Origin of the sequence: Acinetobacter sp. YH12046 (assembly GCF_013419905.1) — a bacterium.
Lineage (GTDB): Bacteria > Pseudomonadota > Gammaproteobacteria > Pseudomonadales > Moraxellaceae > Acinetobacter.
In genome coordinates this window covers 1-20257 of the sequence record NZ_VOZF01000032.1, presented here as the reverse complement: position 1 = coordinate 20257, position 20257 = coordinate 1, and the positions used below count along the sequence as shown (strand labels likewise).

Annotated in this window: 18 protein-coding genes; 17 read left to right on the top strand and 1 reads right to left on the bottom strand. The window is 45.5% G+C overall.

What is annotated here, in order from left to right; genetic code table 11:
* Nucleotides 1-425: 425 nt before the first annotated feature.
* Both bfmR and bfmS read left to right on the top strand, forming a co-directional pair.
* Nucleotides 426-1142 carry a response regulator transcription factor BfmR gene (gene bfmR, locus FTU03_RS13775; protein ID WP_004785097.1) on the top strand — a complete coding sequence of 239 codons (717 nt, stop codon included), beginning with the start codon at nucleotides 426-428 and terminating at the stop codon, nucleotides 1140-1142.
* Nucleotides 1143-1183: 41 nt separating this feature from the next.
* A complete protein-coding gene (bfmS, locus tag FTU03_RS13770) occupies nucleotides 1184-2860 on the top strand; it encodes a sensor histidine kinase BfmS (protein ID WP_179993293.1) in 1677 nt (558 codons plus the stop codon).
* A 60-nt stretch (nucleotides 2861-2920) separates the two neighbouring features.
* On the opposite strand, the gene FTU03_RS13765 is transcribed toward bfmS, so the two are convergent.
* Nucleotides 2921-3277, bottom strand: coding sequence for a hypothetical protein (locus FTU03_RS13765; RefSeq protein ID WP_004785094.1), 357 nt, complete (start codon nucleotides 3275-3277; stop codon nucleotides 2921-2923).
* Between the two features lie 574 nt (nucleotides 3278-3851).
* Here FTU03_RS13765 and ndhC point away from each other — a divergent pair.
* The 15 genes from ndhC to FTU03_RS13690 all read left to right on the top strand — a co-directional run bounded on the left by ndhC (nucleotide 3852) and on the right by FTU03_RS13690 (nucleotide 20092).
* Nucleotides 3852-4397, top strand: a complete 546-nt coding sequence (gene ndhC, locus FTU03_RS13760; protein ID WP_179993294.1) for an NADH-quinone oxidoreductase subunit A — start codon at nucleotides 3852-3854, stop codon at nucleotides 4395-4397.
* 6 nt (nucleotides 4398-4403) lie between these two features.
* Nucleotides 4404-5084, top strand: a complete 681-nt coding sequence (locus FTU03_RS13755) for an NADH-quinone oxidoreductase subunit B family protein (protein ID WP_004785090.1) — start codon at nucleotides 4404-4406, stop codon at nucleotides 5082-5084.
* A 90-nt stretch (nucleotides 5085-5174) separates the two neighbouring features.
* A complete protein-coding gene (gene nuoC, locus FTU03_RS13750; RefSeq protein ID WP_034702039.1) occupies nucleotides 5175-6962 on the top strand; it encodes an NADH-quinone oxidoreductase subunit C/D in 1788 nt (595 codons plus the stop codon).
* A gap of 14 nt (nucleotides 6963-6976) precedes the next feature.
* Complete coding sequence (gene nuoE, locus FTU03_RS13745; protein ID WP_004785086.1) at nucleotides 6977-7486, top strand: NADH-quinone oxidoreductase subunit NuoE; 510 nt, start codon at nucleotides 6977-6979, stop codon at nucleotides 7484-7486.
* On the top strand, nucleotides 7483-8814 hold the full coding sequence (nuoF, locus tag FTU03_RS13740) for an NADH-quinone oxidoreductase subunit NuoF (RefSeq protein WP_004785084.1): 1332 nt from the start codon (nucleotides 7483-7485) through the stop codon (nucleotides 8812-8814). Before nuoE ends, nuoF begins: the two co-directional genes overlap by 4 nt.
* Before the next feature lie 11 nt (nucleotides 8815-8825).
* Nucleotides 8826-11504, top strand: a complete 2679-nt coding sequence (gene nuoG, locus FTU03_RS13735; RefSeq protein ID WP_159124298.1) for an NADH-quinone oxidoreductase subunit NuoG — start codon at nucleotides 8826-8828, stop codon at nucleotides 11502-11504.
* 3 nt (nucleotides 11505-11507) lie between these two features.
* Entirely contained in the window at nucleotides 11508-12518 is a 1011-nt protein-coding gene (nuoH, locus tag FTU03_RS13730; protein ID WP_004785081.1) for an NADH-quinone oxidoreductase subunit NuoH, read from the top strand.
* A gap of 18 nt (nucleotides 12519-12536) precedes the next feature.
* Nucleotides 12537-13079, top strand: a complete 543-nt coding sequence (gene nuoI / locus FTU03_RS13725) for an NADH-quinone oxidoreductase subunit NuoI (RefSeq protein WP_004785079.1) — start codon at nucleotides 12537-12539, stop codon at nucleotides 13077-13079.
* On the top strand, nucleotides 13079-13597 hold the full coding sequence (gene nuoJ, locus FTU03_RS13720; RefSeq protein ID WP_171056685.1) for an NADH-quinone oxidoreductase subunit J: 519 nt from the start codon (nucleotides 13079-13081) through the stop codon (nucleotides 13595-13597). Before nuoI ends, nuoJ begins: the two co-directional genes overlap by 1 nt.
* Nucleotides 13597-13905 (top strand): NADH-quinone oxidoreductase subunit NuoK, encoded by a 309-nt coding sequence (nuoK, locus tag FTU03_RS13715; protein WP_004280769.1) that lies wholly within the window; start codon nucleotides 13597-13599, stop codon nucleotides 13903-13905. The genes nuoJ and nuoK overlap by 1 nt, the downstream gene beginning before the upstream one ends.
* The gene (nuoL, locus tag FTU03_RS13710) at nucleotides 13902-15791 is read left to right on the top strand and encodes an NADH-quinone oxidoreductase subunit L (protein ID WP_179993295.1); all 1890 of its coding nucleotides are present in this window, start codon (nucleotides 13902-13904) and stop codon (nucleotides 15789-15791) included. Before nuoK ends, nuoL begins: the two co-directional genes overlap by 4 nt.
* A gap of 1 nt (nucleotide 15792) precedes the next feature.
* Nucleotides 15793-17406 carry an NADH-quinone oxidoreductase subunit M gene (nuoM, locus tag FTU03_RS13705; protein ID WP_004785072.1) on the top strand — a complete coding sequence of 538 codons (1614 nt, stop codon included), beginning with the start codon at nucleotides 15793-15795 and terminating at the stop codon, nucleotides 17404-17406.
* Between the two features lie 3 nt (nucleotides 17407-17409).
* Entirely contained in the window at nucleotides 17410-18954 is a 1545-nt protein-coding gene (nuoN, locus tag FTU03_RS13700) for an NADH-quinone oxidoreductase subunit NuoN (RefSeq protein WP_004785070.1), read from the top strand.
* Between the two features lie 123 nt (nucleotides 18955-19077).
* Entirely contained in the window at nucleotides 19078-19713 is a 636-nt protein-coding gene (upp, locus tag FTU03_RS13695; protein ID WP_004785068.1) for a uracil phosphoribosyltransferase, read from the top strand.
* An 85-nt stretch (nucleotides 19714-19798) separates the two neighbouring features.
* Entirely contained in the window at nucleotides 19799-20092 is a 294-nt protein-coding gene (locus FTU03_RS13690) for a cold shock domain-containing protein (RefSeq protein ID WP_004785065.1), read from the top strand.
* The last annotated feature ends 165 nt before the right edge of the window (nucleotides 20093-20257 follow it).

The window sequence follows — 20257 nt, the reverse complement described above, 5'->3', positions numbered from 1 at the left end:
AGATCAATATTGACATTTTGCTAAATATTTTTCTGAAGTTTTATCTTAATCTTTTGCAAAAAGATCCCAATTTTTATTGATTCTTGCATAAGCCTTATCCGGCAAGGCATAGCATATCAAAGCTGGCAAAAAGTGCTTATAGATAACATTGTGGATAACTAAAAAGGCCTGAATCAACTAGTCACATTTTGTTCAGATTAAGCTTTAATCGATGCAAATAAGCCGACAAACGGTAGTTAAGTGCACATTCGAGTGAAATGTGCACGATAAAATATTACAAAATGCTACTTTGATGTATTGGTTTGGTGAACGCTATCTTGTTTACAATGTAAACGTGTGTATATTGCAAGCATATTAAAAACGTATCTATTGGATTTCAAAAGGATACGTCCGTAGCATGCGTCCATCAAATAAAGGGGCAACACATGAGCCAAGAAGAAAAGTTACCTAAAATTCTAATTGTTGAAGATGATGAGCGTCTTGCTCGTTTAACACAAGAATACCTCATCCGTAATGGTCTTGAGGTTGGGGTAGAGCCGGATGGCAACCGTGCTATTCGTCGTATTATTGCTGAGCAACCAGACATGGTGGTTCTAGATGTCATGTTGCCAGGTGCTGATGGTTTGACCATCTGCCGTGAAGTTCGTCCACATTATCATCAACCGATTTTAATGCTGACTGCACGTACTGAAGATATGGATCAGGTCTTAGGTCTGGAAATGGGTGCAGATGACTATGTCGCTAAACCGGTTCAGCCGCGTGTCCTGCTGGCTCGTATTCGTGCTTTATTGCGTCGTACCGACAAGGTGCCTGAAGATGAAGTGGCTCAGCGCATCGAATTTGATGACCTGGTGATCGACAATGGTGGTCGTTCAGTGACCTTAAATGGTGAGCTGGTTGACTTTACCAGTGCAGAATATGACCTGTTGTGGCTGCTGGCTTCAAATGCGGGCCGCATCCTGTCACGTGAAGATATCTTTGAGCGTTTACGCGGCATCGAATATGACGGTCAAGACCGTTCAATTGATGTGCGTATCTCGCGCATTCGTCCAAAAATTGGTGACGATCCTGAAAATCCAAAACGTATTAAAACAGTACGTAGTAAAGGTTATCTATTCGTCAAAGAAACTAACGGTATCTAATCGGTGCCTTTAGCCGCCTGAATAAACAGGATAATTAATAGGTGTTTAAACACAGTATATTTTTGCGGATATACGCAGGCCTGGTCATGCTTGTGGTCCTGGTGGCAGTATTCAGCTATCTGCTGGTACAGATCATCAACTACCAGCGTGCGCAGGAGTATCGTGAATCCCTGACTAATGGTATGGCATATATCATCAGTGAGGGGGTTGCGAGACAGCCTAATCTGCAGCAAAAGATGGATTGGGTTTCAGATGCGTCTGATCTGTTGGAATTGCCGATCTACTATGTCGAAGCCAGTAAAGTGGATATTACCCGAGCGGAAGGTCGACGTCTGGCTGACCGTAAGGCAGTCGTGCGTTGGGATGCCAAAACCGGGGTAGCTTATATTGTCATCGGGCTACGTGATGATCCAAGTCATTATCTTTATATTAAGGCGGATAATATTACTGAACGTCAGATGAAGGCTTTACCGGTCTTTATTCTGGATTATCTGGTGTACTACCCAGGTCAGGAAAAAGAATACCTGAAGCGAATTCAGGATTATTTCTCTTATCCAATCTCGATCGAAAATGTCCAAAGCCTGCCACTAGATTCCGAGCAGATCGGACGTTTGCGTCTGGATCACAGCATTATTTTATATCGTGATAGTGCCTCAATTCGCGGCACTACAATTTCGATCATTTCTCCTATTCCTAGCTCGACGTCTGAAGTGCTGGTGATGGGGCCAGTGCCGTTATTTAACTGGATGCCATTCCAGTTAGCTGCCGGAATTACCTTATTGAGCCTGTTTGTCTTAAGTCTGGGGATTTATGGTCTGCTGGTGCCAATGCAACGTAAACTGCGTGAAGTGAGCTATGCCCTGAACAAGATGAAAACCGGGAACATGTCATTGCGTCTTCCGGTGGAGGGCAGTGATGAGATGGCGACGCTGGCTTCCAGCTATAACAATATGTCGGACCATATTCAGCGCCTGATTGAAGCGCAGCGTGAATTGATGCGTGCTGTATCGCATGAGCTGCGTACACCGGTTGCCCGTATCCGTTTTGCTGTGGAAATGATGGCAGATGAAGACGACTATGATTATCGCTTGCAGCAGGTTGAGCAGATCGATAAGGATATTGAAGCCTTAAATACCTTGATCGATGAAATCATGACCTATGCCAAACTGGAACAGGGCATGCCTTCAATTGAATTTGAAGATATTGATCTGTTTGAAGTGTTGGAGCAGGTGGCCGTCGAAACAGATGCTCTAAAAACTGGCAAAGAAGTTGAAGTGCTGCCAATGTCAGTACCTGTAACCGTAGAAGCTGAACGACGTTACCTGCATCGTGTGGTGCAAAATCTGGTGGGTAATGCAGTACGCTACTGTGAGCAGAAAATCCTGATCAGCGGCGGACTAGATGCTAAGGGCATGGCGTATATCTGTGTAGAAGATGATGGTCCGGGGATTCTAGAAGCTGACCGCGCCCGTATCTTTGAAGCTTTTGCCCGACTGGATGATAGTCGTACCCGTGCTTCAGGGGGGTATGGTTTGGGCTTGTCTATTGTCAGCCGGATTGCTTACTGGTTTGGTGGAGAGATTCAGGTCGATCAAAGTCCGACACTGGGTGGTGCACGCTTTATCATGATTTGGCCAGCCAGCCGTTACGGTAAAAAAATCAAGCAAAAACCGATCGAAAAGCTGGAAAAAGCTGAAGTGTCAGATCAGTCAGAATAAGAGTTTAGGTGAGAAAAAACGATACATAGGTATCGTTTTTTTATGGCTATTTAAAGGGGATTATTCATGGATGGTAGCATCCGGTTCAATCAGTGGCTTGCCTTCTTTCAGGCTGTTTAAGGCATCAGAATTGAAGTTGATCAGTAGCTTGTTATTTTTAACATCTACCTGATAGCTTTGGATTAGCTTCTGGTCACCAGATAAGGTTTCAAGCTTGTACTCATCGGCAATATTCATAATACCGTCCAGGTTAATGCTGGAAGAGGCATAGTCTGTCTGGAAAAGTTTATGAATATCCCCTAAGTCAAAGATTGCATTGCTGGCATCCTGATGTTTTTGGATATAGCTTTCTACATGTCGCATCAATAATTGAGCAAAGAAAAAATAATCAGGTTTATGGGTAAATCGTAGAGACATGCATGGACTCCTTATTGTTACTTTATAAATGTCATAGTGTGTTTAAAAATAGAAATATCATAATCTGAATCAAACTGTTGGACGTGTTGCAAAAATACACAATTGCTCTTTTAAGGCTTACCGAGAGCGGGTAGAAAAGGGGGGCTTCTAATTGAATGACAACATTCATGTTAAACATCTTTTAAAAACACACTTATTTTCCGGAGCATGATGCAAAGGTGAAATGTTTTTAATTGATTCTTTATAAGTTTCGTTTCATTGGGTGGGTAGCCAGCCACTGTAAAAGGAGTGAGGCTTAATTATGCATAGCTTTAAAAGTCTATCTGGGTTTAGAAAAAAATAATGGAAATTTAAACTTTAATTTAAAAAAACGATCGGTTGAGATTCTATGAGCTTAAAGCCAGAATAAAATTAGGAATGTCTAAAAAATCATCCAAAAGACTAAGGCTTATAAACTAGCAAGTGAAATCCAAAATCAGGTACAATTGGCGGGATTAATTTTGTGTTTGGTGTATTTGAAGGCCAATACATACATTCTTTGTTAATAAATCGGCCTGCCAGGAGTTATCCCCGCATGAGTGCCATTACTCCATACGAATGGGCAATTATTGCCTTCGTGATCGGCGTTACATTTTTATGCGTCTTTATGCTCACTGTCCCATTACTCCTCGGGGGTAAATCATGGGGCCGTGCCAAGCAGGAGCAGTTTGAGTCAGGCGTAGTCAGCGCAGGTGGAGCTCGTATCCGCTTGTCTGCGAAATTCTATTTAGTTGCAATTTTCTTTGTAGTCTTCGACCTCGAAGCACTTTACCTGTATGCATGGGCATCTTCTGTTCGTGAAGTAGGTTGGATTGGTTTTGCAACTGCAGCTATCTTTATTTTGGTTTTACTTGTTGGTTTGGTTTACGAATTATCGACAGGCGCACTGAACTGGGCACCTTCAGACAGACGTAAAGCAGCAGGATACAAAGCTAAAATTGGTTCGCCAAGTATGGATCTTGCAGAAATTACGCGCTTCAACTCAGTTGAAGAATTGGTTATGGATCCAACTGGTCAAATCCCAGCTCAATCATCTGGTCTTGTGAAAAAATCACAAGTTCAACCCTCTGATAAGGAGTAACTCGGGATGAAATATACATTAACCCGTGCGAATCCGAATGCTGATGAATATCCACTTCAAGAGCGTATCGTTGTAGAAGATCCGCTTCTAGAAGAAGAAGTGAATAAAAATGTGTTCATGACTCGCCTAGAGGATGTAATGCACACAGCAGTGAACTGGGGTCGTAAGAACTCAGTTTGGCCATTTAACTTTGGTACATCTTGCTGCTACGTTGAATATGCAACGACTTTGACCGGTGTACATGACTTGTCACGTTTTGGTGCCGAAGTTATCCGTGCTTCACCGCGTCAGGCAGACTTGATGATTGTAGCAGGTACATGCTTCGTGAAAATGGCTCCGGTAATTCAACGTCTGTATGAACAGATGCTTGAACCGAAATGGGTGATTTCAATGGGTGCGTGTGCGAACTCAGGTGGTATGTACGATATTTATTCAGTCGTACAAGGTGTGGATAAGATTATTCCGGTAGATGTATACGTTCCGGGCTGCCCACCACGTCCTGAAGCATTGATCCAGGCTTTAATGCTGTTACAAGACCAAATTCAATTAGAGCGTCGTCCGCTGTCTGCGGTAATCGGTGATGATCTTAAGCCAGTGTATAAGCCAAAGATGATGCCGGAACGTGACCGTAAGAAAGACCAGCGTGTGGCTGTGAAGAACTTACGCTCTATGGATGAAATTAAATAATTTAAACGACCGGTTTTTTGTTGTGCACCCGCTATGGGTGTAGTTGTCGTTTAGGTTGACTGAATTTGTATTAAATAGGAAGCCAAGCCAATGGCTGAAACTGACATTGCTATGCCAGAATCAACAGCAGTTGATTCACGCCCAGCATTTGCCATCATTGAAGAGCTCAAAACCAAGTTTGGTGAGAACTTCTTTGTGCAAACAACTTTCGAGGATTTCCCGACAGTTTGGGTTGAGCGCGCACGTGTACAAGAAGTATTGATGTTCTTGCGTACCGTGCCACGTCCATACGTGATGCTATTCGACTTGTCTGCAGTAGATGAGCGTTTACGTACGCACCGTGACGGTTTGCCTGCGTCAGAATTCACAGTGTTCTATCATTTATTATCTTTAGAGCGTAACTGTGACATTCGTATTAAAGTTGCATTAAGCGACAGCGATCTGAATATTCCGACCGCAACGAATATCTGGCCAAATGCGAACTGGTATGAGCGTGAAGCTTATGACATGTTCGGCATCAATTTCGAAGGGCATCCAATGCTCCGTCGTATCTTGTTGCCAACCTACTGGGAAGGTCATCCGCTACGTAAAGAATATTCTGCACGTGCGACTGAATATACTCCGTATATTCAAGACAAAGCCAAGCAGGACTTTGAACAGGAACATCTACGTTTCGTGCCAGAAGACTGGGGTCTGAAGCGCGGTAATGCAGATGAAGATTTCATGTTCCTGAATTTGGGTCCTAACCACCCGTCTGCGCACGGTGCGTTCCGTGTAATTTTGCAGTTGGATGGTGAAGAAGTGAAAGACTGTGTGCCAGATATCGGCTATCACCACCGTGGTGTGGAAAAGATGGCTGAACGTCAAACTTGGCATTCATTCATTCCGTATACTGACCGTGTGGACTATTTGGGTGGTTGTGCTCAAAACATGCCGTATGTGATGGGTGTGGAACAATTGGCAGGCATTACTGTGCCAGACCGCGCACAATGTATCCGTGTCATGATGTCGGAATTGTTCCGTATCAATAACCACTTGCTGTACATCGGTACTGCGATTCAGGATGCCGGCGGTATGACCCCAGTATTCTATATGTTCGCTGACCGTCAGAAAGTGTATGACATCGTGGAAGCGATCACCGGTTACCGTATGCATCCAGCATGGTTCCGTATCGGTGGTACTGCACATGACTTGCCAAATGGTTGGGAAAAACTGGTTCGAGACTTACTCGACTGGATGCCTAAGCGTTTGAATGAATACTACACTGCAGCACTGAAAAACTCTGTATTTGTGGGTCGTACCCGTAATGTGGCTCAGTACGATGCGAAATCTGCATTGGCATGGGGCGTAACAGGTACTGGTCTGCGTGCTACAGGTATCGACTTTGACGTACGTAAATACCGTCCATATAGCGGTTATGAAAATTACGACTTCGAAGTACCGGTTGAGTACGAAGGCGATGCATATGCTCGTGTGATTGTTCACTTCCGTGAAATCGAACAGTCACTGAAAATCATTAAGCAGTGTCTAGAGAATATGCCATCTGGTGCGTACAAAGCGGACCATCCGCTGGCTGTTCCACCACCAAAAGACAAAACATTACAAGATATTGAAACCTTGATTACGCACTTCTTGAGCGTTTCTTGGGGTCCTGTAATGCCTGCAGGTGAATCATCTGTGATGGCAGAAGTGGTGAAAGGTGCGTCGACTTATTATCTGACTTCAGACAAGTCAACCATGAGTTACCGTACCCGTATTCGTACACCAACTTTCACGCATTTACAGCAAATGCCTTCTGTGATTAACGGCAGTCTTGTATCTGACTTAATCATTTATTTAGCGACAATCGACGTCGTAATGGCTGACGTGGATCGCTAAGGGGTAAACGCATTATGATGATTTTGACTGATAAAAAGCCACGTGTGAATGTTGAAGGGATTTTAACTTCGGAAGAAATCCACGAAATTGAACATCACATTGGGCATTACCCTTACCCACGTGCAGCGTGTCTTGATGCGCTGAAGTGTGTACAACGCCGTAATGGCTGGGTAGACGATGCTCAAATGAATGCCATCGCGCAAATGCTCAGCATGAGCCTTGCCGATTTGGAAGGGGTTGCAACGTTCTATAACCGTATTTACCGTCAGCCAGTGGGTCGTCACGTAATTTTACTGTGTGACTCAATTGCATGTTTCTTGATGGGTGCGGAGACTTTAGCAGAAGCATTCCAGCGTGAATTGGGTATCCAGTTCGGCCAAACCACAGCGGATGGCCGTTTTACCTTGCTTCCAATTTGCTGCCTAGGTAACTGTGATAAAGGTCCAACCCTCATGATTGATGAAGATACTCACGGTCTCGTGGAAGTAACATCAATTAAACAGTTATTGGAGAAGTATGTATGAATACCGAACCAAAACCAATTTATGGCGACGGTAACCCGGAAACGCATCCACTGACTTGGCGTCTAAGCAAACAAGCAAATGTCCGTCATGTCGATGACTATGAAGCGCTTGAAGGCTATGCAGGCTTTAAAAAAGCCCTGTCTATGACACCGAAAGAAGTGCTGGAAGTTGTAAAGGCTGCAACCGTAAAAGGTCGTGGTGGTGCAGGCTTCCCGGCAGGGATCAAATGGTCGCTGATGGCGCCAAATGACAATTCAGGTCCACGTTACCTGATTTGTAATGCCGATGAGATGGAACCAGGTACCTTCAAAGACCGTCTGTTGATGGAAGATCTTCCGCATCAGCTGATCGAAGGTATGCTGATTGCAGCTTATACCCTTGAAGCAACTCAAGGTTATATCTTCATCCGTGGTGAATACATCGAAGCGGCGAAGTACCTGAACGAAGCACTTGAGCAGGTTCGTGCCAAAGGTTACCTGGGTGACAACATCCTGGATTCTGGCTGGAGCTTCGAGTTACACGTGCATACCGGTGCGGGTCGTTATATCTGTGGTGAAGAAACTGCATTGATTAACTCGCTTGAAGGTCGCCGTGCAAACCCGCGTACCAAACCGCCATTCCCGCAGGTTGCAGGTGCTTGGGGTCGTCCTACGATCGTGAACAACGTAGAGACCTACAACAACTTGCCAGCCATCATGTTGCGTGGTCCAGAATGGTACATCGGTCTGTCTGCAGGTAAATCGAAAGATCCTGGCACAAAAATTTATGGTGCTTCAGGTAAGGTGAAATTCCCAGGTCTATGGGAACTGCCATTCGGTACCACTGCACGTGAAGTGATTGAAGAACATGCCGGTGGTATGCGTGACGGCCTGAAGCTGAAAGCATGGTTACCCGGTGGTGCATCAACTGACTTCCTGGCTGCCGAGCATATCGATCTTCCGATGGATGCGGAAAGCATCATGAAAGCAGGTTCACGTTTAGGTACCTGTCTATTGATGGTGGTTGATGAAACTCAATGTATGGTTTCAGCAACCCGTAACCTCGAAGAATTCTTTGCGCGTGAATCATGTGGCTGGTGTACACCTTGCCGTGATGGCTTACCTTGGGCGGTGAAAGCGCTTAAAGCACTTGAAGATGGTACTGGCAAGAAAGAAGATATCGATCACTTACAAGAACTGACTCGTAAGCTTTGGATTGGTAAAACTTTCTGTGCTCACGCACCAGGTGCTATGGAACCGTTAATGGGCGCACTCAAACATTTCCGTGGCGAATTTGAAGCGAAAGTCGTAAATGCTGCCGCTCAAACCCGCAACGTAGAACAAGCTTAAGGAATTCGACTATGGCTACAATTCATGTCGATGGAAAATCGTATGAAGTCAACGGCTCGGAAAACTTGCTGCAAGCATGTTTGAGTCTTGGCATCGACATCCCATACTTTTGTTGGCATCCATCCTTAGGTTCTGTCGGTTCTTGCCGTCAATGTGCTGTGACTCAATACGCGAATCCAGAAGATACGCGTGGTCGTTTGGTCATGTCATGTATGACACCGGCTGCTGACAATACCTACATCTCGATTGAAGACAAAGAAGCAAAAGATTTCCGTGCTTCTGTTGTTGAATTCTTGATGACCAATCACCCGCACGACTGTCCAGTCTGTGAAGAGGGTGGCCACTGTCACCTGCAAGATATGACTGTGATGACACAACATGACCGTCGTCGTTACCGGTTCACCAAGCGTACGCATTACAACCAAGAACTTGGTTCGTTCATTGCGCACGAGATGAACCGTTGTATCGCATGTTACCGTTGTGTTCGTTATTACAAAGACTATGCGGGCGGTACGGATTTCGGCGTATATGCAAACGCTTCTCGCGTTTATTTCGGTCGTCCGGAATCAGGTACTTTGGAATCTGAATTCTCAGGTAACCTGACTGAAGTTTGTCCGACTGGTGTATTCACCGATAAGACTCACTCAGAACGCTATAACCGTAAATGGGACATGCAGTACGCACCAAGCGTATGTCATGGCTGTTCTTCAGGTTGTAACATCTCTCCAGGTGAGCGTTATGGTGAGCTTCGTCGCGTTGAAAACCGTTTCAACGGTGAAGTTAACCAATACTTCCTGTGCGATAAAGGCCGTTTCGGTACCGGTTATGTAAACCGTAAAGACCGTCCGCGTCAGCCACAGTTCCGTACTGGCACGAATGTAGAAACTGTTTCTGTTGATACAGCATTGGATACCGTAATTGCGAAAATCCAAGGCAAAAAAGTACTGGGGATCGGTTCACCACGTGCATCGCTTGAAGCTAACTTCGCACTACGTGAGTTAGTTGGTCAAGACAATTACTCAACCGGTATGGCTCAAAAAGAGCAAAATTTGGTTGAGCTGGCTGCATCGATCATGCAAACCGAAGGTGTTTATAACCCGAACATGCGTGAAATCGAAAGCTATGATGCGGTACTCATTCTGGGTGAAGATCTGACTCAAACTGCGCCACGTATGGCTTTATCTGTTCGCCAAGCTGCGAAAAATAAAGGCAAGGAAATGGCTGCAGAGCGCCGTACCCAAGAATGGCTGGCTGAACCTGTACAACGTATTGCCCAAGATGCGAAATCTCCGATTTACATTCTGGCTGCAACACAAACACGTTTGTCTGACGTTGCGGAAGGTGAAGTGGTTGCTTCTCCAAATGACATCGCACGTTTAGGCTTCGCGATTGCTGCGGGTGTGAAAGGTGAAGTCATCACTGGTCTTGATGACGATGCGAAAGCATTTGCACAAACCATTGCAGATACGCTGAAAGCTGCCAAGAAACCACTGATCATCTCTGGTACAAGTCTACAAGACGCAACCATCATGGAAGCTGCTGCACAAGTAGCACAAAACCTGGGTAATGCGGGCTTGACCTTGACTGTTCCTGAAGTGAACTCAATGGGGCTGGCAATCTTCGGTGGTCAAAGCCTTGAGCAAGCATTTGCACAAGACTATGACACTGTCCTAATTGTAGAAAACGATCTTTACCGTCGTTTACCAGCGGCTCAGGTTGATGCTGCGCTTGCAGGCAAACAGGTGATCGTATTGGATCACTCTGAAACTGCGACTGTGAAGAAAGCGAACATCGTATTGTCTGCTGCCTCATTTGCTGAAGGTGATGGTACTGTCGTTTCTCAAGAAGGCCGTGCACAACGTTTCTATCAAGTGTATGACCCTAACTACTACAACCCGGAACTGGCAATCAAAGAATCTTGGCGCTGGTTACACGCACTGGAAACAGGCGTACAAGGCAAAGCGATTTCTTGGACAGTACTGGATGATGTCATCGAGTCAGTAGCAAGCAATGTTCCTGCACTTGAAGGTATTCTGGATGTAGCACCAGATGCGGGCTTCCGTGTACATGGTCTGAAAGTGGCACGTGAACCACGTCGTTACTCAGGCCGTACTTCGATGCGTGCGCCATTGTCTGTCCACGAGCCGAAACAGCCAACCGATATCGATTCTGCATTAACATTCTCTATGGAAGGTTATGTGGGTAATGAAACACCATCTCCACTGATTCCATTTGCCTGGTCTGCAGGCTGGAACTCACCACAAGCCTGGAACAAATACCAGGATGAAGTGGGCGGTCACTTAAAAGGCGGTGATTCAGGCGTTCGTTTATTCGACCGTTTACCAAAGCGTCCAGCGCGTAGCTTCGTCGCACCAGCACCTGTGCTCGTAAATGCTGAAAGCTTCCGTCTGGTACCAATGCATCACATTTTTGCATCTGGTGAGTTCATGATCAAAACTCCGGCAATGGAATCACGTATTCCTGACGCAGTATTTGCAGTGGGCGAACAGGATGCTACACGCTTGAACCTGCAAGACGGTCAGAAGATCACTGTGAAAGCAGGCGAGACTTCAATTGTTCTTCCTGTACAAGTGATTGAATACTTACCAACAGGTTATATTGGCTACCCAATTGGTCTTGCACCAACGGTATCTCTTGCAGAGCCTGTTTCAGTCGCGGTAGGAGCGTAATTCATGGAACAAGAATTAATCCGTCAAACGCCGTTGTGGGCTGAAAACTGGCCAATCGCCTATTCAGTACTTCAAGCGATCGTGATCTTACTGGTTGTAGTACTGATCGCTGCGTTGATGTCTTTTATTGAACGTCGTTTACTCGGCTTGTGGCAAGACCGTTACGGTCCGAACCGTGTAGGTCCGGGCGGTATGTTCCAGATTGTTGCCGACATGCTGAAAATCATGTTCAAGGAAGACTGGACACCAAAATTTGCTGATAAATTGACTTTCCGTATGGCTCCAGCAGTTGCGATGGCAACTGCGGTGCTGTCGTTCATGGTTATTCCTGTATCACCTTACTTAGGTGTTGCAGACATGAGTATCGGTCTGTTGTTCTTCATGGCAATGGCAGGTATTGCGGTATATGCAGTACTGTTTGGTGGTTGGTCTTCTAACAACAAATACGCATTGCTTGGTGGTCTACGTTCAGCAGCACAAACCATTTCTTATGAAGTGTTCTTGGGTATTTCCCTGATGGGTGTAGTGGCAATTGCCGGTTCATTCAACATGCGTGAGATCGTAGAAGCACAGAAAGATGTATGGTTTATTATTCCTCAGTTCTTAGGCTTCCTGATCTTCGTGGTTGCAGGTGTTGCGGTAACTCACCGTCACCCATTTGACCAACCAGAAGCGGAACAGGAACTGGCGGAAGGTTACCACGTAGAATATGGCGGTATGAAATGGGGGATGTTCTTCGTTGCGGAATACGTAAACGTAGTACTGATCTCTGCATTGATCGTAACCCTGTTCTTCGGTGGCTGGTTAGCACCATTTGGTCTTGATTTCCTTCCACCAGCATTCTGGTTCATTATTAAAACAGCATTCTTCGTAATGATGTTTGTATTGGCGCGTGGTTCTTTAATGCGTCCACGTTATGACCAGGTGATGAACTTTGGTTGGAAAATTTGCTTGCCATTGGCGTTGGTTAACCTTTTGGTGACTGGTGCTGTGATTCTGTTGAATCAGGCCTAAGACAGCAGGGAGAACAAAATGTTTAAATTTCTAGCTGGATTCGGGTCAATCGTTCGTACGTTGTTCATGGTATTTACCCATGCAACGCGCAAACGTGACACCATTTTATATCCGGAAGTGCCAGCCGAAGAAATCGTGCCACCACGTTTCCGTGGTCGTATCGTATTAACGCGTGACCCAGATGGCGAAGAGCGTTGTGTGGCATGTAACCTGTGTGCGGTTGCATGTCCGGTAGGCTGTATTTCACTACAAAAAGCAGAACGTGAAGATGGTCGTTGGTATCCGGAATTTTTCCGTATCAACTTCTCTCGCTGTATTTTCTGCGGTATGTGTGAAGAAGCATGTCCTACGACTGCGATTCAGATGACACCAGATTTCGAATTGGGCGAATATGTTCGTCAAGACTTAGTCTATGAAAAAGAACACTTGCTGATTTCTGGTCCTGGTAAATATCCTGACTATAACTTCTACCGTGTCACCGGTATGGCAGTTGCTGGTAAGGACAAAGGTCAGGCACAGCGTGAAAGTGCGCCTGTTGATGTACGGAGTCTATTACCATGATGTGGCCATTTTATTTAATGGCCCTTGTGGCCATCGTCTCTACGGTTCGTGTGGTGACTAACACGAATCCGGTACATGCTTTATTAAGCCTGATCGTTTCACTCCTTGCGGTAGCAGGGCTGTTCCTGATCGTGGGTGCACCATTTGCGGGTGCGCTTGAAGTCATCGTTTATGCTGGCGCGATCATGGTGTTATTCGTGTTCGTGGTAATGATGCTGAACCTGGGCGAACAGACTGTTGCTCAGGAACGCAAATGGTTGACTTCATCAGCGTGGGCTTATCCGGCATTGATGAGCTTCCTGATTGGTCTGATCTTGGTTTGGGTACTTAAATCAGATTACGTGCAGCCTTCAATGGTGATGGGCACAGAAATGGTCGGTCCTAAAGCGGTAGGTCAATCACTCTTTACGCAATACTTATTGTTGGTAGAAGTTGCCGCGATGTTATTGCTTGCATCACTTGTTGCAGCATTCCATTTGGGTAAACGTGAACCAGGTGCAGAAGAGGAACAACAATAATGGGCAACATCCCTTTAGAGCATGGTTTGATCGTTGCATCCATTCTTTTTGCACTGGGTTTTTACGGTGTAATGGTGCGACGCAACCTGCTATTCATTTTAATGAGCCTTGAAATCATGATGAATGCTGCTGCTTTGGCATTCGTCCTGGCGGGCAGTGCATGGGCACAGCCTGATGGTCAAATCATGTTTATCCTGATTCTGACCCTTGCTGCGGCAGAGGCGTGTATCGGTCTTGCGATCGTCCTTCAGTTCTATCATCGCTTCCATCATCTGGATGTGGATGCTGCTAGTGAGATGCGCGGATGAGTTATTTATATCTAACAATTTTATTCCCGCTCATTGGCTTCGTCCTTTTAGCGGCAGGGCGTCATAAGCTTCCTGAAACAGTTGCAGCCATTATTGGTGTAGGGGCTGTGGGGTTATCGGCATTGTTCGCACTCATTGCGGGTATGGACTTTGTCAACAATGGTTCTACTGCAGTGGTGCAACCTCTTTGGACCTGGTTTAATGTCGGTGGTTTTGCACCGGGCATCAGCCTGCACCTGGACGGTTTGTCTCTGTTGATGCTGGGCATGGTGACAGGCGTTGGTTTCCTGATCCACATCTTTGCATCATGGTACATGCGCGGTGAACAAGACTTCGCACGTTTCTTCTCTTACTTCAACCTGTTCGTTGCAAGCATGTTATTGCTGGTACTGGGTGACAACCTGGCGTTGTTATTCCTGGGTTGGGAAGGTGTAGGTCTGTGTTCTTATCTGCTGATTGGTTATTACTACCAAAACCCTGCAAACGGTGTGGCAGCGATCAAGGCATTTACCGTTACCCGTATTGGTGACGTATTCCTGCTGATTGCCATGTTCTTGCTGTTCCAGCAATTCGGTACGCTGAATACTCAGTACATCGTTGAAAATGCTGCGACTGTGATGACTCAAAGCTCATCATTAACCATCTGGACTGCACTAATGTTGTTCCTAGGTGCTGCTGGTAAATCTGCGCAGATCCCGTTACAAACATGGTTGGCAGATGCGATGGCAGGTCCGACTCCTGTTTCTGCATTGATCCACGCTGCAACAATGGTAACTGCGGGTGTTTACCTGTGCTGCCGTCTGTTCACAGTATTTGAACTTGCACCTGAAGTAATGATGTTCATCTCGATTACTGGTGCGGTGACATTGCTGGTGGCTGGTTTTGCTGCATTGGTACAAACAGACATCAAACGTATTTTGGCTTACTCAACTATGAGTCAGTTGGGCTATATGTTTATGGCTGTAGGTGCTGAAGCATACCAGGCGGGTCTGTTCCATATGCTGACTCACGCATTCTTCAAGGCATTATTATTCTTGTCTTCTGGTGCGGTGATTCTGGCTTACCACCACGAACAAAACATCTTCAAGATGGGCGGTCTGTTCTACAAGAACAAATTCCTGTTTGCATGTTTCGCCATTGGTGGCGGTGCATTGGCTGCAATTCCATTCATCACTGTGGGCTTCTTCTCAAAAGATGCAATCCTGGGTGCGGTATGGGTACAAGGCCAATCAATTGCGGTTTACAGCACACTTTACTGGGTGGGTGTAATCGGTGCGTTCCTGACTTCGATCTATACATTCCGTCTGATCTGGGTGGTATTCTTCGGTAAAGAAAACACACCTTACCACGCAATCAAGGGTGTAACTTACTGGGGTCCATTGGCAATTCTTGCAGTACTTTCAACTTTCGTTGGTGCAGCATTAAAAGCACCTGTGGAAAGCATTTTAAATGCAGCTAAACTTCCTGCATTTGAAATTCCGGAAGCGCTTGAACATGGCATGCATACTGCAGAATACACAGCAGTAGGTATTGCACTGATAGGTCTTGCAATTGGCGTAGTGCTGTTTGCTTTTGCTTACAACGCTGTGAAATCTTTTGCGAAAACTTCTCTGGGTGCGGGCCTTGCCAACATCTGCCGTAATGCACTTGGTTTTGACAAGCTGTATGACATCGTTTTTGTGAAGCCTTATTTGTTCTTCGCGAAACTGTTCGGCCGTGATCCGATTGATGGCTTCTGGCTGGTGCTGCCTGCACTGGTTAAAGGTGGTCATAGCTTTACTAGTTCGCGTCAAACAGGTTCACTGCGTGAATATGCATCTAGTATGGGGCTCGGTGTCGTTGTCCTACTGATGATCTTGCTCGTGATTCAGGTAGTGGGGAAATAAAATGGAAGCTCCAAACAATATTATTTTGCCGGCTCTGATCCTCATTCCGTTCATTGCAGGTTTTATTTGCTGGTTGGTCGATAAACTCGACCAACACCTTCCGCGTTATATCGCGCTGATTGGTATGTTAGTAACGCTGGTCTTGACCATCGTCCTTTGGCAGTCGGGTACTTATAACTATGAACTTGGCGGTGCGGCTCCTACGTGGGCAGCCGAGTTCAAATTGCCTTGGATTCAAACCCTGGGCATTAACATTCACCTTGCGGTGGATGGTTTATCTTTACTGATGGTTGGCTTGACTGCACTCCTTGGTGTGCTGGCAGTAGGCTGTTCATGGGGTGAGATTCAGAAAAACGTGGGTTTCTTCCACTTGAACCTTTTATGGTCTCTGGGTGGTGTAATCGGTGTATTCCTGGCGATTGACCTGTTCCTGTTCTTCTTCTTCTGGGAGATGATGCTGGTGCCGATCTACTTCCTGATCGCACTTTGGGGTCATAAAGGGGCAGAAGGCAAGTCACGTGTATATGCTGCAACCAAGTTCTTCATTTACACACAGGTAGCTGGTTTAGTCATGCTGATTGGTATCCTTGGTCTGGTGACTGTAGGCTACACCATGACTGGTCAAATCCGTTTCGACTACAACTACCTGATGGGTGTAGCGAACATGCTGGATACACAAGCACCAGCAGTTGCTTATGCATTCATGATCTGTCTATTTATCGGTTTTGCGGTAAAACTTCCAGTTTTCCCATTACACGGCTGGTTGCCAGATGCGCATGCACAAGCACCAACAGCGGGTTCTGTTGACCTTGCAGGTATCTTGATTAAGACAGCTGCTTATGGTCTGATCCGTTTCGTGATTCCATTCTTCCCGGCGGCTTCTGCACAGTTTGCAGACATCGCGATCATTTTCGGTTTAATCGGTATCTTCTACGGTGCTTGGTGTGCTTTCCAGCAAACCGATATGAAACGTTTATTGGCGTATACGTCTATTTCACACATGGGCTTCGTTTTACTTGCAATTTATGCAGGTAACATCCTGACCTTCCAAGGTCTGATGATCATGATGCTGGCTCACGGCCTGTCATCTGCGGCGCTGTTCATTATGTGTGGTCAGGTGTACGAACGTGTTCATACACGTGATATGCGTTTGATGGGTGGTATTCGTGGTCAGTTCCCATACCTTGCATTCTTCCTGATGTTCTTCATCGCGGCGCTTGTCGGTATTCCAGGTCTAGGTAACTTCATTGGTGAGTTCCTGATCCTGATGGGTTCATTCGGTAAATTCCCTGCATTCACAATCCTCGCTGCAATCAGCCTGGTATTTGCGGGTCTGTACGGTTTGATTCTGATCCATAAAGCGTTGTTTGGTGTTCCAAACGAAGAGCAAAAACAGCACTACACAAATCCGTTAAAAGATTTAAATGCACGTGAAGTGGTAATTTTGCTGATCTGTGCATTTGGTCTAGCATGGCTTGGTCTATACCCACAAAGCTTCCTTGACGTTTCTAACTCAAGCATGGCGTGGTTAGCGAATAGCTACATTCCTGTGTCTGAAGCAGCTGATGCTGTGCAGCAAGCTGCCGTTTCAGCTGAAAATGTGGAGATCCAATAAGCCATGAACTTCACAATGTCTTTTTCTGAGCTTATGCCTCTAGCACCTGTGATGATCGTGTCATTGACTGCGATCGTCGTGATGTTGCTTACTGCAATTAAGCGTAACCATAACTTAGTTGCGACTACGACAGTCATTGGTCTAAACCTGGCGGCGTTGTACATTCTGTTCGTTCTGTTAGCGGGTCAATTTGCACCTGCCAATGTAATGAATCTGTTCCTCGTAGATCCGTTTACGATGCTGTATCAGTTTGTGATTATTGTGGCTGCACTGGCGTGCAGTACCTTGTCACATGCTTATATTGAAACCTATAAAGATAACCGTGAAGAACTATACATCCTGATGCTGACCTCCGTTGCCGGTGCGATGCTGATGGTGGCAAGTTCTCACTATGCATCTTTCTTCATTAGCCTTGAGCTCATGTCGATCCCTGTATACGGCTTATTGGCGTATACACATCAGCGTTCTCAATCGCTTGAAGCAGGTGTGAAATATCTGGTGCTTTCAGCAACTGCATCTGCAATGTTGTTGATGGGTATGGCATATGTTTATGCATATACAGGTTCTCTAAGCTTTGTCGCTGAACCAGGCAAACTGTTAACTGCATTCAGTCAACCTGCTGTAGTAATTGGTCTGGCACTGATCGTATTCGCTGTGGGCTTTAAACTGTCACTGGCTCCATTCCACAAATGGACACCAGACGTATACGCAGGTGCTCCAGCACCAGTTGCAACTTTCCTTGCAACTGTGTCTAAAGTGGCAATGCTGGGTCTGTTCGTACGTTATGTATTGTCTTCTGGCTTAATCCTGTCAGATAGCTTCGTAACTATCATCAGCGTGATTGCAGTACTTTCCATCATTGTAGGTAACTTGCTTGCAGTGAAACAGGTGAACTTGAAACGTATCTTGGCATACTCTTCAATTGCTCACTTCGGTTATGTACTGGTTGCGATCGTATCTGCACGTAATACTGACTTTTTACAGGTTCAAGGTTTCGCGACTTTTGAAAGTGTAAACGTCTATATCATCACGTATGTATTGACTACGATTGGTGCTTTCGGTGTGGTAACGCTGATGTCTAGTCCGTATAACAATACAGATGAAGCAGGTAGCCTGGCGGAGTACCGCGGTCTGTTCTGGCGCCGTCCAGTATTGACTGCTGTATTAACTGTGATGATGCTGTCTCTAGCAGGTATTCCATTAACAGCGGGCTTCATCGGTAAGTTCCTGGTAGTGAAAACTGCGGTAGCAGGTGAGTCTTGGTTCCTTGCTGCGATGGTCATCCTGGGTTCAGGTATTGGTCTGTATTACTACCTGCGTGTGATGGTTGTCATGTATATGACTCCACCAGAAACACCACGTCTTGATGCTGTAAATCACTGGGGACAAAAAGTCGGCGGTATCATGGTATTGCTTGTCGCATTACTGGTACTGGTGATCGGTGTTTATCCAGATCCGATCATTGCGCTGTCTCGCTATGCATTCTTCGCAATGTCGCCTGAATTACAACAATTTATTTTCACTTTGGTTCAAAGTGGTTTTAACTAATTCAGCGCAAGTTTGAAGTTATTACAAAAAAGCCTCCACGATTGGGGGCTTTTTTAGTTAAACAAATCCGGAAAAGTCTTTATAATAGCGGAAATTTATCTTTAACCTTCTAGGTGTTCTCCCGTGGCAATCCATGAAATCCGTCATCCATTAATTCGACATAAACTCGGTTTACTGCGTCGTGCTGACATTAGTACCAAGAACTTCCGTGAGCTAGCTCAGGAAGTGACTATGCTTTTGACTTATGAAGCGACCAAGGATCTTCCTGTCGTTGAGCATGAGATTGACGGCTGGAACGGACCGGTAACTGTAGACCGTATTGCAGGTAAGAAAATTACTGTTGTGCCAATTCTACGTGCGGGCATTGGTATGCTGGATGGTTTCCTGAATCTGATTCCAAGTGCCAAAGTCTCTGTACTGGGTCTGGAACGTGATGAAGAAACCCTACAGGCACGTACTTACTATAAAAAACTGGTTCCAGACGTACAAAACCGTCTTGCGATGATCATTGATCCAATGCTGGCGACTGGTTCTTCTCTGGTTGCTGCGATTGACGTATTGAAAGCCAGCGGCTGTAAAGATATTCGTGTGATGGTATTGGTCGCAGCCCCTGAAGGCATTAAACGTGTTGAAGAAGCTCATCCAGATGTGGTGATTTTCACTGCGGCGATTGACCATGGCTTGAATGAAAATGGTTACATCGTTCCAGGTTTGGGCGATGCGGGTGACAAGATTTTTGGTTCAGTTCAAAAAGACTAATATTTTTGAAAGTGAACAGAAAAGGGGCTTTTACAGCCTCTTTTTTATATACTGAATACTGACAGATACAGAGAAGGGGACGTTTATGACTTCCGAGCAATACCAAGGAAAAGTAAAACAGTACAATCCAGAAAAAGGATTTGGTTTTATTTCTTCACCTGAAGGTGAGGTATTTTTTCATATCTCGGATTTCCCCGCCGATTCAGGTGAACCGAAGCGCAATGACCGGGTAAAATTCAATGTGGTCCAGAATGGGGATCGCTATAAAGCCATTAAAATTGAACGTGTAGAAGATAAATCGAAGAAAGCCAAAAAAGCCAAAGCAGTAGCAGTCAATACTTCGATTACATCAGCACTATTGTCGAATTTAAAGCGTTAATATTTGCTTGGAAAATTCATTTAAAAGAGGGCCTTAGGGCCACTGCTGTCCCATAGTTTGCTTTAAATAAAAAAACCTGAGTCCTAACAGTTAAAATATGAGTGCAAACAAACACTTTAACGACCAGGATTCAGGTTTTGTCACATCAGAATACCGTATTTCATG